Below are 14,045 nucleotides of genomic sequence, written 5' to 3'. Positions count from 1 at the left end.
TGCCGTATTGTTCTTTGAGAAGCACAGGGAATGGACTACAGTGTTAAGCTGTGGTTTACAATGCGGAGCATATCGATGGACCCTTCCCTGCTTCCCTCACTGGCGTGGTTCGCGCATATCGCGCAGCACCGCAGCTTTACCAAAGCGGCGGCCCAAATGGGCGTTTCCCGCGCCGCGCTGTCGCAAAACCTGAAGGCGCTGGAAAAACAGCTGAACGTCAAGCTGCTCTACCGCACCACCCGCGATATGTCGCTCACGGAGGAAGGGCAACGCCTGCTCGAGGCCCTGGCCCCCGCCCTCAACGCGATCGAACACGCCGTCGGCACGCTGGAAGAGAGCCGCCACGAGCCGGCGGGGCTGCTGCGGATAAATGCCTCGCGCACGGCCGCCAAGCACTTTATCGAACCGCATGTCGGCGAATTTCTGGCGCGTTATCCCAGGCTTAAACTTGAGCTGGTGATGGACGACGGCATGGCCAGCATCATTTCCGAAGGCTACGATGCCGGCGTGCGGCTGGGTGAAAGCCTCGCCGAGCATATGGTGGCGATCCCCATCACCCCGCAGGTGGAACTGGTGGCGGTGGCCACGCCGCAATACCTCAGCCGTTACGGCACGCCCGCCACGCCGGCGGATCTGGTCAACCACAACTGCATCGCTTTTCGCCACGCAACGAGCGGCGCCATTTATCAATGGGAGTTTTCCACTATCGAGCGGCACGCGCGCCATACCTTTTCCGTCGAGCCGCAAGGCAGCATGATCACCAACGACGACGACGGCATGATCCGCGCCGCGTTGCAGCATGTCGGCATTATTCAGCACTTTGATTTCGCCGTGAAGGCGCTGGTGGAACGCGGTGAACTGGTGCGGATCCTGCAGCCCTGGTCGCAGCCGTTTCCCGGCTTCTACCTGTATATCCCCTCCCGTGAGCACATGTCTTCCAAGGTCAGGGCGCTGCTGGACTTTCTGGTCGAGAAGCGCGCAGGCTAAGCCGGCCCGCGCGCCGTATCACGCTACTGCTTGCGCTGCTCCGCCACCTGTATGGCGGTGACTTTGCCCTGCTTATCGCCGAAGTGGCCGACCACAAAGTTGGCGACCGCCGCTACTTCCTCATCGGAATAGGCGCTGCCGAACGCCGGCATCATTTCATGCCGATCGCCGATGCTGATACTCGTCCCCTTCAGAATGGCCTGCACCACGCTGCGCCCCTGCGGATCGTTCACCGCCGTGCTGCCCACCAGCGACGCATACTCGCTCTGGCGGCCCGGCCCGTTCCACTGGTGGCAGCCGCTGCAGTCGTTAGCGAACACCCGCCGACCGAGCGAACTGTCTTGCCCACCCGGCAGGATCGGCGTGGAGGCCCCCGCGCCCTTCGGCTGCAGGTTCACCGCCGCCGCGCCGTCGCCGGCGATCGGTTCGATATCGCGCAGGTATTTCACCAGCGCCAGATTGTCTTCCGGCGTCAGGAACTGCAGGCTGTTTTCCACCGCTTCCGCCATCGGGCCGGCGGCGCTGCTGCGCCCCGGCGCATGGCCGGTGGCCAGATATTGCGACAGCTGTTGGTCGCTCCAGCCGCCAATGCCGGTCTGCTTATCCGGCGTGATGTTGGCGGCGAACCAGCCCTGCACCACTTCACCGCTCAGGTGCTTGCTCTGGTTGAGGCCGAACCCCAGATTGCGCGGCGTGTGGCACTCGCCGCAGTGGCCCAGCGCCGTCGCCAGATAGGCGCCGCGGTTCCACTGCTCGTCCTTGTTGAGATCCGGCGCAAAGCGCTGCTCATGGAAGAACGCCAGGTTCCAGAATTTCATGCCCCAACGCTGGTTGAACGGGAACGACAGATCGTTTTGCGGGTTGGCCTGCTTCACCGGTGGCAGGCTGAACAGATAATCTTTGATCGCCAGCACGTCGTCGCGGCTCAGTTCGGTATACGAGGTGTACGGCATCGCCGGATACAGGTTGCCCTGCGGGCCAATGCCCTCACGCACCGCGCGCACGAACTGATCGTCGCTCCAGTTGCCGATGCCGGTCTCCTTGTCGGCGGTGATGTTGGTGCCGTAAATGGTGCCGAACGGCAGTTTGAAGGCGAAGCCGCCCGCATACGGCGTGCCGCCCGGCGCGGTGTGGCACGCCACGCAGTCGGCGGCGCGCGCCAGGTACTCGCCGCGCGCCAGTTTATCGGTGATGCCGGCCGGCGCCCCGGCGATCGGCGCCGCAGGCTCCGCGCCGGTGGGCCGCAGCAGCGTGTACAGCGCGTATCCTCCCGCCAACACCACCACGGCGATAATCAGCCATAACAGCCCTTTCAAGGCGTTGCTCATCGCATCTCTCCCTAACCCAACGCCTTGGCGGCCTGGTGGATGGCGGCGCGAATGCGCACATAGGTGGCGCAGCGGCAGACGTTGCCGCCCATCGCCGCGTCGATGTCCGCATCGCTCGGATCCTTGCTTTGCGCCAGCAGCGCGCTGGCGCTCATGATCTGGCCGGACTGGCAGTAGCCGCACTGCACCACATCCAGATCAAGCCAGGCTTCCTGCACCGCCTTGCCTTCCGGCGTGGCGCCCACGGCTTCGATGGTGGTGATTTTTTTGCCGACGGCGGCGGAGACAGGCGTCATGCACGATCGCACCGGCACACCGTCCAGATGCACGGTACAGGCGCCGCACATGGCGATGCCGCAGCCGAACTTGGTGCCGGTCAGGCCGGCTTCGTCACGCAAAAACCACAACAGCGGCATGTGCGGATCGCCCTCGAAGGTCAGCGGCTGCTCGTTTACGGTTAATTGAATCATCAGGTTCTCTCCTTGTCAGACGCCGGGTTCGCGGTAGGATTATGCAGCGGCAGGCTCAGCGAGGTGCGCGGCCGCCCGAGCAGCGCCAGCGCGTTGCCGACCGCCGGGGCGATGGTCGGCACCCCCAGCTCGCCCACGCCGGTCGGTTTCTCGCTCGAGGGCACGATGATCACCTCGATCTCCGGCATCTCATCGATGCGCAGCGGCCGGAAGTTATTGAAGTTGGACTGTTCGACCACGCCGTCTTTCAGCGTGATATTGCCGTACAGCGCCATGCTCAGGCCGTAGCCGATGCCGCCCTCGATCTGCGCGCGGATCACGTCGGGGTTCACCGCCACGCCGCAGTCCACCGCGCACCACACCTTGTGCACTTTCGGGATGCCGCCTTCGCCGATCGAGACCTCGGCCACCTGCGCCACATAGGTATCGAACGCCTTGGCGACGCCCACGCCGCGCGCGCGTCCGCCCACCACTTTCGCGCCCTGCCAGTCAGCGGCTTTCGCTACCGCGCGCAGCACGCCCGCCGCACGCGGCGCATCGCCCATCAGCGCCAGCCGCCCTTCGACCGGATCCTGCCCGGTTTCCTGCAACAGCTGATCGATAAAGCTCTCCACCGCATGGCCGGTGTGGGTGCTGGCCACCGACCGCAGCGAGGTGGTCGGCACCTTGCCCGGCACGATGTGCGCATCGCAGCGGAAGGCTTCGAAGGTGTATGACACCTCGCTGGCGCCCTCGACCATCATCTGATCGAGGCCGTTGACCACCAGCGCATCCATCGCGCTGTGGCGCGTCCAGGAGTGGCCGACCACGGTATCGGTCCAGCCCACCACCTTGCCGCCGCGGATGGCGCCGCGCAGGCGGTGCAGGATCATCGGGCGATACCAGCCGTTGCGGATGTCGTCCTCACGCGTCCATACCACCTTCACGCCGTGGCCGGGGCCGATGCCCTTGGCCGCCGCCGCCATGTCTGCCGCCAGATCCGGCCCCAGCGTCGGGTTGCCTAAATCGATGCGCCGGCCGAAGCTGCCGCCCGCCAGAATGGTTTCAATCTGCACCTTGTCCGGCGGCAACTCGAACAGATCGCACAGCTGCTTGTGATCGAGCGTTTGGATTTGGCAGCCGTAGCGCGCCTTGACGCTCTCGCCGTCCCAGAACAGATAGCCGTCCAGCGGCTCCATCGGCGCGTGGGCGACATAGGGGAAGGTGTATTCGGCCTCGATCACCTTGTCGGCCTTGTCGAACACCTCGTCCGGCTTACCGAGACTCTTCGCCACCACGCCGGTTTTCTGCGCCACCTGACGGAATTCGGCGTAGATCTCCTCGGTGTTGCGCCGTTCGGCCTGCGCGTCGTCCCACGTCACCTTCAGCCGCTCCCGCCCCTGGATCGCCGCCCAGGTGTTTTTGGCGTAAACCGCCACGCCGGTGGCGATTTGCTTCACCGCCACCACCCCCGGCACCGCCAGCGCCCGTTCGGCATCGAAGGTCGCCACCTTGCCGCCGAAGCGCGGCGGCTTCTTGATGGTGACGGTCAACATGTCCGGTTCGTGGATATCCTGCGAGAACTGCGCGCTGCCGTTGGTTTTCGCCAGCGAATCGACGCGGTGCAGGCCGCGCGTTTTGCCGATCAGGGTGAAATTGGCCGGATCCTTCAGCGTCAGGCTGGCGGGATCCGGCGGCGGCAGCGTGGCGGCCAGCGCGGCGAACTCGCCGAAGCCCGCCTCGCGCCCGCTGGCGGCATGGCGGATCTTGCCTGCCTGCACGGTAATTTCCTGCGCCGAGGTTTTCCAACTCTGTGCGGCGGCCTGCACCAGCAGCGCGCGCGCCATGGCGCCCATGCGCCGCATCTGCTCATAAGCATTGGCCACCGAGCTGGAACCGCCGGTGCCCTGGAATCCGAAGGTCAGGTTTTTGTAGATATTGGTGTCCACCGGCGCGGCGACGACCCGTACCTGCGCCCAGTCGGCATCGAGCTCTTCGGCGACCAGCGTCGCCATGCCGGTATAGACCCCCTGGCCCACTTCGGTGTGTTTACTGATCACGGTGACGACGCCGTCGGCGCCGATCTGAACGAAGGCGTTGGCGTCAAACGCCGCCGCGCCGGAGGCGGCCGGGGCAGCCGAACGCGCCAGCGCGCCGGTGGACGGCAGATAGGCGCCGATCACCAACGCCCCGGCGCCGACGATAAACCGCCGCCGCGAAAGCGGAACTTGGGATATGCTCATTGCTCATGACTCCAAAAAAGCCGAAGGCGTCACTGCCTTCGGCGAAACAAATCTTGTTATGGGAATGGCTTGGCGCGCCCGTCAGGTGATATAGCGCAACAGAGCAATAATTAGCGTAGCCTATTATCCAGTAGGCTTAATGTTGAAGAGGGATTTTCTATTGGAAAAACGTGCGATGCGGGCAGGAAACCCGCACCGGAGTCAGTTCTGCGTCGTCGCCAGATAGGAGAAGACGCTGAGCAGGTTGATTTGCGCCGCCATGTTGTCGCTGTCGAAGGCCACGGTCAGCGCGTCCTGGCGCTGCACGCCGGGCACCAGGCTGAACAGATCCGCCAGCACCGGTTTGGCCGCCATCAGCGTCAGCCGATAAGGCGGCATGAAGCGGCGTTCCACCGGCAGCTTCCCGCCCAGGCGCACCTGTTGCATCGCCCGTTCACGGATCTCGGCGCGCGCCCGCTGCGGGCTGAGCGATTCGGCGGCGGTTTGCGAGATGGCGCGCTTCACGCACACATAGCCAGACTGAGGATAACGTTCAGCAATCCAGCGTTGCAGCTCGTCGTCACCGCTCACCAGCCACAGCGGCACGTTCAATTCGGCCGCCGCCGCTGCATACAGATCGCTTTCGCCCACCGCTTCGCCGTTCAGGCTGACGCGGTAAAAGGCCCGGCCGTTGATGGTGTGCGCCAGCACGCCATGTTCACCGGCAGCGCTGTGGTAGCCGATAAACATCAGGCCGTCGTAGCGTTGGTGTTGCAGCCCTTCCACCATCGACAGCCCGCGCGGTTTGCCCTGCACCAGCCGCGCGCGCCCATCGATGCGATCGGCGCGCAGGTTCTGCATCATGGCGTGGCTGTCGGCCACCGTCACCTCGGTGGCCCCGCCGGCGAAAGCGCCGTCGATGGCGGCGTTGACCTCCTGTTCCATCAGTTCACGCGCCGCCGCATAGTCGGCGTGGGCCGGGTTGCACTGCTCCGGCCGCATCACGCCGGCAATACCTTCGATATCCGCAGAGATAAAGACCTTCACATCACACTCCCGTTATTTAATTTGCCGCCGCCAGCCGATCGAGCAGCGGGCCCAGCGCTGCGCGCGCATGCTGCTGGAAGCCGCTGACGCCTTCGGCGCTCAGCAACGCATCCAGCACCGCGTATTCGGTGGCGTCCGCCGCCGCCGCAAAAAGCGGCTCCAGCCTTTCGTCCGGTAGCGTGGCTCCCAGCAACCGGGTGGAAAACGCCAGCGCGATATCGCCGGAGCCATGCCCCCAATGGCTACCCACCCGCCCCAGGCCCGCGCCCGCTCTGCGGGCGATGCGGTTCAGCTGGCGACTGTCCAGCGCCCGATCGCAGGCGATGATGATAATGACCGAGCCGGCGTCCACCTGCGGCGGCGGATCCGCCAACAGCTTGCCCAGCGCCGGGCCAACGCGCACGCCGCTCAGCGTCAGCGAGTCGAGGGTACCGAAGTTGGCCAGCACCAGCACGCCGAGCATGGTGCCTAATCCCGGGCAATAGCGCGAGGCGGTGCCAATGCCGCCCTTCAGGCCGAAGCTGCTCATGCCGCGCCCGGCGCCGACGCTGCCGCGCGCAAAGCGGGTTGAATGGTTATCCAACGCGCTGAAGACGTGCTCCTCACGCACCGCCATCGCCTGAATATCGTTGAGGTAGCCGTCGTTGCACTCCAGTACCAACGGGTTGATGGTGGCGCTGCCGCGGCCGATCTGCGGGTAGCGCAGGCAGCTGCGCCGCACCATGGCGTTGAACAGCGTGCCGACGGCGAAGGTGTTGCTCAGCAGAATAGGCGTCTGCAACTCCCCCAGCTCATTCAATTGCACCAATCCCAGCGGCTTGGCGAAGCCGTTGAGCACCGCGCTGCCGCACGGCAGCGGCTGGTTGAACAGATCGCCCGGCGGCACGATGGCGGTGACGCCGGTCTGGCATTCGCCGTCGGCCAAAGTGTGATGCCCGACGCTGACGCCCGGCACGTCGCACAGGCTGTCGGTCGGCCCGGCCGGATAGCGCGCGCCCGGCAGGCGGCGATGGCGCCGCCAATAGCTCAGCAGATTGTCGAGGCTTTGTTGTTCAAACACCTGGCTGTCTGTCATGGTTCCCTCATCTGCCGTTAGCCCATCAGAAAACCAGAATATCGCGCAATGCGCCGCGCCGTAAATTGAAAACCAAAGCGGGCAGAAAAAATAGCCTGGCCCCATCACCGTTCATTGCCTGCACGACTTTTTTGCCGCCTCTACGGCCAGGGCGACGCCGCTATCGAGTGAAACAACGGGGGTTGAAAACGTGCAAGCGCTGCGAACTCACGCACGGCAAAGGCAGGGGCATCGCCCACGGCGGGTATGAAGAACGGGAGAGCAAAATCGGCGAAGGCATCCTCTCCAGCATACAGGAGACCATTTGGGTTGGCTCGCTGGCCTGAGCCTTATTGGGGGTTTAGCAGGCAGTCGTAACCGAAACGGTGTTAGCAGCCAGTGCCGCCGGTGATATCACGTCCCCTCATTGGGTTATCATATTTATAACCTGGCGAGGGCGCTGATTATCGCCACTCGTCATGTGCCTTATTTTTAACCAAAATAAATTACCCGATCTGCCGACGCAATGGTCGTTTCACGGTGGGCAATGATCACCTTCGTGATATTGAGCCTCTTGATTGCCTGATTCACGACCGCTTCGCTCTCCTTATCCAGCGCGCTGGTGGCCTCATCCAGGAACAAAATAGCCGGTTTTTTGTAGATCGCCCGGGCGATGAACAGGCGTTGCTTTTGCCCCCCGGACAATCCTTCCCCCAGTTCGCCGATCAAAGTTTCGTACCCCATCGGCATACGTATGAGTACGTCATGCAGATAGCAGGCCCGTGCGCACGCCTCCATCCAGGCATCGTCCACGTCGTGCGAAAAACCGCAGATATTATCCCGGATCGAGCCGGAGAACAGCTTGTCGTCCTGCATCACGCAGGCGATCATCTTGTGGTAGTTGTTGATACCAAGCTGCCGGATATCGACGCCGTTCACCTCAACCCGCCCTGAGTCCGGGGGAAACAGCCCGCACAACACTTTCATCAACGTGGTCTTGCCGGCGCCGGACGGGCCTACGATGGCCACGCTCTCGCCCGGCGCCACAGTGATGTCCAGGCCATCAAAGATGGCCGGTGACTGGCTGTCGTAACGATAACTCAGGGCATGGGTCGTCAATCCAACAGGTTGCAGGCCCGCCGTGTAAGGATGGTCGGGTTTACGCGCCTCCCGCGGATGCAGGGCGATATCGGCAATGCGCTCGTTATGCAGGCTCATCATGCGCAGCTGCAGCAAAAACTCTGTCAGCGACCCGATGCGGTCGGAAAACTGCCCGCGAAAGGCGCCGAACGCGACGAACATGCCAAGGGTCATCTGATTATCGATCACCAGACTGGCTCCCAGCCAAAGAATAACGACCTGATCGCAGGCGGCAATGAAGGTGTTGATCCCGCCAAACAGCATGTCCATTCTGGTGATCCGGATACCGGTATTGATGGTGTCAATTTCAAGGTTGAGCCAGTGAGCTATGCGACGTTCCGCCATGCCCTGCATCTTGACGGTGGCAATGCCGTACAGCGTTTCCATAAAATACGAGCCGGCCCGGGCCTCCCTGACCAGTGCTTCTTCGGAAAGCTGGCGGTAATGCCCATAGGTCAGCAGACGCATCAGCACGTAGAGTGCGGTGAACACGAGCACCACCCAAGTCAGCCAGCCGCCATAAAGCATCATCATCACCAGTACGCCAATCACCATGATGCCGTCCATGATGGCTCCAACGATACTGGTAGTGAAGGTGCTGCGCAGCGTATCCAGTGAGCCGAAACGCGACTGAATGTCACCCAGCTTACGTCGTTCAAAGTAGCCCAGCGGCAGGCGCAACAAGTGGGTAAACAACCCGGACTGCCACTGTACGTTGATGAGCGTCGACATGACCAGTCCGGACCATGCCCGCACCATGCCGATGGCAGCCCTCAATAAGATAAAGAGCATCAATCCGGCGCAGATAAGCGTCAGTAACCCGCGATCCCCGGCGGGAATAGCGTGATCCATCACTAATTGTGTGCCGACCGGCATCACCAGGTTGATGGTTTCGAACACCAGAGACAGGCAAAAGATCTTGCAGAGCGCCCCCTTGAGACCGTGCACGCTGCCGATCAGCGTACGAAGGCGAATTTGGTGGCGGATGCTGTCAGCAGTGAATTCGCTGCCGGGCCAGGCCTCGAGCGCCACCCCGGTGAAACTGTGCGACAACTCTGTCAGGCTGACGCTCCGGCGTCCGCGCGCCGGATCATGCAGCACTGCGTGGTTGCGTTTAACACTGACCAGCACCACGAAGTGGTTGAATTCCCAGTGCAGCAGACAGGGCATTTTCAGGGCGCTGAGTTCGTTTAGATCCAGCGATAGAGCGCGAGTGGCCAGCCCCAGTTGTTCGGCGATGCCGGTCAGTCCAACCAGCGTGACACCGCGTGTCGACAGGTTAAATTGCCGACGCAGCGCGATAAGGTCAATGTTTTTGCCGTAGTGGCCGCAAATCATCGCCAGGCAGGCCAGCCCGCACTCCGATGACTCGGCCTGGTGCACCATCGGGACCCGATGGCGCAGCCGAAAATCCAGCTGTCTAACCCGCTGTTTGAACGTGGGCTTACTCATCGACCGGCCCCGTCGCGCTGTGCTTCATGTCGTAGAACGGTGACAGCATCCACTGATAAATCGTCCTTTTTTCCAGAAACAAAGTACTTTGCGCTGTCATGCCGTTTTCCAGGCTCAGACGTTTACCGTCGTAGGCAATGGCCTGTTTCTCCGGCATGACAATCACCTTGTAGTACGGCACGGCGGCGGTCAGTGCCGCTTTTGGGGCCCCCTGATAGGTCCGCATTTCCTGCGGTGAGGCCGGGGCTTTGGATATGACGGACACGGTGCCGGCGAACTGGCCAAATTTTTCCGCCGGAAAGGCGTCATAGCGCACATTGACCTTATCTCCGGCGGTAATGTAAGGGATGGCGTCGTTGGGCACCCAAAGCACCAGAGCATAGTGTTCGATATCTTGGGGGAGTAGCTGCAGCAGGCTGTCGCCAATGTTGACCATCTGACCGACCGTGACGCTCAGAGAGTCGACTCGACCGTCGGCCAGTGCGCGGATGACGATCGCCCCGCCGGCATCGATGTTCAGTAGCTCTTTTTGCAACTCGTAGCGCTGCAACTCCATCTGGTAAATTTGGTTGTCGAATTCGGCGGCCTGGGTTTGAATCCGGCTTTCCAGCGCGGTGATCTGCAGCGCATTCTGTTCGTTCTGGCCAGACAGACTCAGCAGATTGTTGTGTTGTTGGTAATACAATGCCACCTGGTTGGTGAGCTGATCCTTGTTGATCAGCCCCTTGGTCTGATAGTGCCGGTAGTTCTCCATGTTTTCCTTTGCGATACGTATCCCTTCCTGGGCGCGTTCGAGGATGACGGTGGAGCGGGAGAACGCGGCGGTATATTGCGCCTTTTGTTTTTCCAGCATGGTGAGCGTGGCCTGCTTGCTGCTTTCCAGTCGGCTGATAATTTGTGCAATGCGCGCCTGTTGGCTATTGATGTCCCGACGTTGGTTGTCGCTGACGACACCGCTATGAGTACTCTTGCTGACGTCGATCTGGTAAATGGGCGCGCCGGCGGTGATCACCTGCCCTTCGGTGACAAACTGTTTGACCACCACCCCCTGGACGGCGGAATAGACATTAGCGGCGCGCGGATAGGTGCTGATCTCTCCGGTCACGTTGACCCGTCGGGTATAGGTACCGGCGATCGCGAAAGTGAGAAAGGCAATGAAAAAAAACAGGCAGAGCCCTGCAGCGAGCCAAAAGGGAATGCCGGGCAACAGCAATGCCCGCCCACGCCATTTCATTTTCTGACTATCGATCGCTTCCTGGCGAAACATACTCAGCGTCCCTTAGTGAAGTATCATGAAAAAATTCACACGCGAGTAGATTGGCAATAACCCATCGAAACTTAAATCACCTTGCATCCAAAGCTATTTTTTATTTTCGCCATGTGGAATAGGCGCCATCAGGTGTATCTATGTTGTGTTGGAATAGTGCAATGCCAAAATCAGAATTTTGCATGTACTCTGCTATAATATGTGGCTCAACTGAACAGTCAATATTGAATACTTTATAAGCCAACCCCAATAAAACCTCGACAATTAATCCTGGACCGGTTAAGACCGGAGTCACACAATAGTCCCTTGTTATTAACTCGGTCCGCCATGTTAAAAGCCTGGTCAGGTAACACGTGGTCTTATCATCAACGTAATAATCAAATATGCAATTATTTTTTTCCAAAAAGCGATACCTTTTCTTCATAGTTCTAAGGATGATCCTTATCGCTTTTGATTTTTGATGAGAAGATATGAAATTATTAAAATACACACCTTTAAATCTTCTGAGCGATCCTAGCGCCAACAAATTTTTATAAACGTATGTTTCCCCCAATGGCAATATCATATCCAGAGAAAAATCAGAGAGATCCTGTTCGATAAGCCGTTTTATTTTTTCAAATCCAACAGCATCTACTCCTAACTCATTTTCATCACAGCCAATCACTGCTTCAGACCATAGCTCTTCTGAATTTATCTTTTTTAAAAAACACAGGGTCTTAAATAACAGAAACGAGTCACTCTCGACAATGCCCTCTTCTTCTATATGCTTATTTACCCCATGATATATATTGTCAGTGTATGGGAGTGTGTCAACATCGACATAAGTTCCACCATATTGGTAGATAATTAAAAGCCTGATGATGTCGCTTGCACTGGCAAGATTACACCTTAATATAATCTCATAATAATAATACTTAATGAAATCGTCAGAAACGTTGTAAAAAAGTTCTGTTATACTCTTTTTTACAAAGCCCCTGCAATCAAACCATGCGTCTTCTATAGCCATTGGCTGCCTTTGATAAGGGATCTCATTTTTTATCAAAAAATCAATAACTAGCTCATCAAAAGAAAAGCCCTCATTTATTCTTTGGTATATATAATTAAAAGCTGAGTTTTTTATTTTTAACTCAGCCCTTACTTTATCCCTGATTTTTTTCGCGTTGACAAAATCTTGTATGGCATTGTTTAGTAAATGACACAGTGAAGAGTCTTTGTCATACCAAAAGAATATCTGCTTATCTTTATTCGTTTTTTCCCATATGTCGATATAATGAGTATTTACTTCATTTAAGTCACCGATCCATACAAAATGCAGGATATTTGGAACGGATAACCTTTCTATCTTTGGCAAATCGACACCCAATACGCCATGATTCATTTAAATCACCATACAAAATATAGTATAAATAACTTGAATGACTCAATACTGATTATGGCTCAGCTAAATAAATAAACCATGACCATAACAATGACGCAAATAGAACAGAGCAATAAATCACCGGAAAAATTTTTCAGTGAATCTAAATAGTCATTGCTGTTCTTATTTAGTTTGTTAATGGCATCGTTCTCGTTCTCAGCGTCTACTTCAACATGATGCTTTCTGAACCCCTTCTGCTTCATATCTTTAATTATTGCTCGTGTCACCACTTCCTTTCTCAGCACCCTTGATTCATCGCTCTTTATAAAAACAACATATTTATTCATCATATACCCCATAAAAGCACAGAATTTCACTTCTGTGCTGGGATTGCAACTGTTAATTAACGTTTGGTTCCGGATTCTCTGGTCTCTCTCGGTCCAGTGCCATTGCCGCCATACCCATTTCCTGTAGAACTGCCATTCCCCCAGAAACCACTGGCGCCGGAACCGCTGCCATAAGGGCTGTTTTTTGACAAGAATGACTGAAGCCCGCGGTCACCGCCGTTATTTCCACCACGAGCTGAAGAACCAGAGCCTCCGTTATCAGACGATCTTTTTCCACTGCCATCGCGATCCTGCCATCCCCCCGACACCGCATCAAATTGGCTACTTAAAATTTCCTTCATAAATATTCTCCTATGGGTTTACTGGTTTTACAGTCATTGAAAATAGCTTTAGTGGCAAAAGTAAAACACACTAATAACAATCCATAACCATCCTGTATTTCAGGATTAAAAACAATAAGCCAAGTGCGTTCTAAATATTGCAACCCATCATATTAGAATAAAATGCAGAATAATATACCTGACCTAATTACACATAAATGCTATCGATTTAATTAATTGAACGCCAAACAATCTCAATTCCCAAGATTAATAACCCGATAAAGAAAAGGCGGCGAAAAATCAGCGGGCTGCTGTGACGACGCACGATCCCGCCCAGCCACATGCCGCCCAGCGCCGGCAGCAGCGCCAGCAGCGAACCGCCGAGCAGCGCGCCGGGCAGCGCGCCGGGCAGCGCCTGATGCCAGGCTAATCCGGCGGCCAGCGCCAGCGTCGAGACGGTGAACGACAGCCCCAGCGCCTGCACCAGATCGTCACGCGCCAGGCCCAATGCGTTCAGATAGGGCACCGCCGGTATGACGAATACGCCGGTGGCGCCGGTCAGCGCACCGGTCACCAGGCCGCACAGCGGCCCCAGCCAAGGCTCCGCCGTGGCGGAAACGCGCCAATCGAAACGGGTGAATCCCAACAGCGCATAGCCGATCAGACAAGCGCCCAGCGCCAGCGGCGCCAGGCGGCCGTCGGTAGCGGTGAGCGCGCCGGCGCTCAGCAACGTGCCCAGCGTGACGCACAGCATCATCGGCCAGAGCCGGCGGCACAGCGCCCCCAGCCGCGGCCCGCACAGCAACTGCCACAGATTGGTGATCAACGAGGGCAACAGCAGCAGCGCAGCGGCCTGCCCCGGTGGCATCATCAGGCTGAGCAGCCCCATCGACACCGTCGGCAATCCCAGGCCGATCGCCCCCTTGACCGTGCCGGCCAGCGTAAAAATGCCCGTCAGGGCGATAATCTCGAGTAACGTCAGCGGCATACGTCTATCCTTATGGCAATCAACGGCCCGATTGTGGCCGACGGCACGGCGCGGCACAATGCGGCAATGGCAGAGCCTGCCAGCGGC

The 14,045-nt window shown here is 58.4% G+C and carries 13 protein-coding genes; 2 read left to right on the top strand and 11 right to left on the bottom strand.

Features of this window, described 5'->3' with window-relative positions:
- Positions 1-75 precede the first annotated feature (75 nt).
- Positions 76-987 (top strand): LysR family transcriptional regulator, encoded by a 912-nt coding sequence (locus tag C3F38_RS14090; RefSeq protein WP_080479050.1) that lies wholly within the window; start codon positions 76-78, stop codon positions 985-987.
- A 23-nt stretch (positions 988-1,010) separates the two neighbouring features.
- Here C3F38_RS14090 and C3F38_RS14085 read toward each other — a convergent pair whose 3' ends face one another.
- From C3F38_RS14085 to C3F38_RS14065, 5 genes are all read right to left on the bottom strand, one after another.
- Positions 1,011-2,315 (bottom strand): cytochrome c, encoded by a 1,305-nt coding sequence (locus tag C3F38_RS14085; protein WP_055317652.1) that lies wholly within the window; start codon positions 2,313-2,315, stop codon positions 1,011-1,013.
- A gap of 11 nt (positions 2,316-2,326) precedes the next feature.
- On the bottom strand, positions 2,327-2,785 hold the full coding sequence (locus tag C3F38_RS14080; RefSeq protein WP_038880659.1) for a (2Fe-2S)-binding protein: 459 nt from the start codon (positions 2,783-2,785) through the stop codon (positions 2,327-2,329).
- A complete protein-coding gene (locus C3F38_RS14075) occupies positions 2,785-5,007 on the bottom strand; it encodes a molybdopterin cofactor-binding domain-containing protein (protein ID WP_057523674.1) in 2,223 nt (740 codons plus the stop codon). The genes C3F38_RS14080 and C3F38_RS14075 overlap by 1 nt, the downstream gene beginning before the upstream one ends.
- A 201-nt stretch (positions 5,008-5,208) precedes the next feature.
- The gene (locus C3F38_RS14070) at positions 5,209-6,033 is read right to left on the bottom strand and encodes a M55 family metallopeptidase (protein WP_055315583.1); all 825 of its coding nucleotides are present in this window, start codon (positions 6,031-6,033) and stop codon (positions 5,209-5,211) included.
- Positions 6,034-6,049: 16 nt separating this feature from the next.
- Entirely contained in the window at positions 6,050-7,108 is a 1,059-nt protein-coding gene (locus tag C3F38_RS14065; RefSeq protein WP_038880653.1) for a P1 family peptidase, read from the bottom strand.
- Positions 7,109-7,290: 182 nt separating this feature from the next.
- On the opposite strand from C3F38_RS14065, the gene C3F38_RS26200 reads away from it, so the two are divergent.
- On the top strand, positions 7,291-7,434 hold the full coding sequence (locus tag C3F38_RS26200) for a hypothetical protein (RefSeq protein ID WP_158006787.1): 144 nt from the start codon (positions 7,291-7,293) through the stop codon (positions 7,432-7,434).
- A 145-nt stretch (positions 7,435-7,579) separates the two neighbouring features.
- On the opposite strand, the gene C3F38_RS14060 is transcribed toward C3F38_RS26200, so the two are convergent.
- From C3F38_RS14060 to C3F38_RS14035, 6 genes are all read right to left on the bottom strand, one after another.
- The gene (locus C3F38_RS14060) at positions 7,580-9,679 is read right to left on the bottom strand and encodes a peptidase domain-containing ABC transporter (RefSeq protein WP_055317340.1); all 2,100 of its coding nucleotides are present in this window, start codon (positions 9,677-9,679) and stop codon (positions 7,580-7,582) included.
- On the bottom strand, positions 9,672-10,946 hold the full coding sequence (locus tag C3F38_RS14055; protein ID WP_038880647.1) for an HlyD family secretion protein: 1,275 nt from the start codon (positions 10,944-10,946) through the stop codon (positions 9,672-9,674). Before C3F38_RS14055 ends, C3F38_RS14060 begins: the two co-directional genes overlap by 8 nt.
- 100 nt (positions 10,947-11,046) lie before the next feature.
- Positions 11,047-12,324 carry a TcdA/TcdB catalytic glycosyltransferase domain-containing protein gene (locus tag C3F38_RS14050; protein WP_055317341.1) on the bottom strand — a complete coding sequence of 426 codons (1,278 nt, stop codon included), beginning with the start codon at positions 12,322-12,324 and terminating at the stop codon, positions 11,047-11,049.
- A 59-nt stretch (positions 12,325-12,383) separates the two neighbouring features.
- A complete protein-coding gene (locus C3F38_RS14045; RefSeq protein WP_038880676.1) occupies positions 12,384-12,650 on the bottom strand; it encodes a hypothetical protein in 267 nt (88 codons plus the stop codon).
- A 56-nt stretch (positions 12,651-12,706) separates the two neighbouring features.
- Entirely contained in the window at positions 12,707-12,991 is a 285-nt protein-coding gene (locus C3F38_RS14040) for a hypothetical protein (RefSeq protein ID WP_154235506.1), read from the bottom strand.
- Between the two features lie 208 nt (positions 12,992-13,199).
- Entirely contained in the window at positions 13,200-13,958 is a 759-nt protein-coding gene (locus tag C3F38_RS14035) for a sulfite exporter TauE/SafE family protein (RefSeq protein ID WP_055317342.1), read from the bottom strand.
- Between the last annotated feature and the right edge of the window lie 87 nt (positions 13,959-14,045).

This window comes from Serratia sp. SSNIH1 (assembly GCF_002935055.1).
Lineage (GTDB): Bacteria > Pseudomonadota > Gammaproteobacteria > Enterobacterales > Enterobacteriaceae > Serratia > Serratia nevei.
The sequence above is the reverse complement of the archived record's forward strand: the minus strand, read 5'-3'. Positions and strand labels throughout refer to the sequence as shown.

What these genes read in the sequence shown, in the direction of transcription:
- C3F38_RS14090 (WP_080479050.1), top strand. Translation starts at nt 76, where the DNA reads ATGGACCCTTCCCTGCTTCCCTCACTGGCGTGGTTCGCGCATATCGCG.
- C3F38_RS14075 (WP_057523674.1), bottom strand. Translation starts at nt 5,007, where the DNA reads ATGAGCATATCCCAAGTTCCGCTTTCGCGGCGGCGGTTTATCGTCGGC.
- C3F38_RS14050 (WP_055317341.1), bottom strand. Translation starts at nt 12,324, where the DNA reads ATGAATCATGGCGTATTGGGTGTCGATTTGCCAAAGATAGAAAGGTTA.
- C3F38_RS14085 (WP_055317652.1), bottom strand. Translation starts at nt 2,315, where the DNA reads ATGAGCAACGCCTTGAAAGGGCTGTTATGGCTGATTATCGCCGTGGTG.
- C3F38_RS14060 (WP_055317340.1), bottom strand. Translation starts at nt 9,679, where the DNA reads ATGAGTAAGCCCACGTTCAAACAGCGGGTTAGACAGCTGGATTTTCGG.
- C3F38_RS14045 (WP_038880676.1), bottom strand. Translation starts at nt 12,650, where the DNA reads ATGAATAAATATGTTGTTTTTATAAAGAGCGATGAATCAAGGGTGCTG.
- C3F38_RS14040 (WP_154235506.1), bottom strand. Translation starts at nt 12,991, where the DNA reads ATGAAGGAAATTTTAAGTAGCCAATTTGATGCGGTGTCGGGGGGATGG.
- C3F38_RS14055 (WP_038880647.1), bottom strand. Translation starts at nt 10,946, where the DNA reads ATGTTTCGCCAGGAAGCGATCGATAGTCAGAAAATGAAATGGCGTGGG.
- C3F38_RS14035 (WP_055317342.1), bottom strand. Translation starts at nt 13,958, where the DNA reads ATGCCGCTGACGTTACTCGAGATTATCGCCCTGACGGGCATTTTTACG.
- C3F38_RS14065 (WP_038880653.1), bottom strand. Translation starts at nt 7,108, where the DNA reads ATGACAGACAGCCAGGTGTTTGAACAACAAAGCCTCGACAATCTGCTG.
- C3F38_RS14080 (WP_038880659.1), bottom strand. Translation starts at nt 2,785, where the DNA reads ATGATTCAATTAACCGTAAACGAGCAGCCGCTGACCTTCGAGGGCGAT.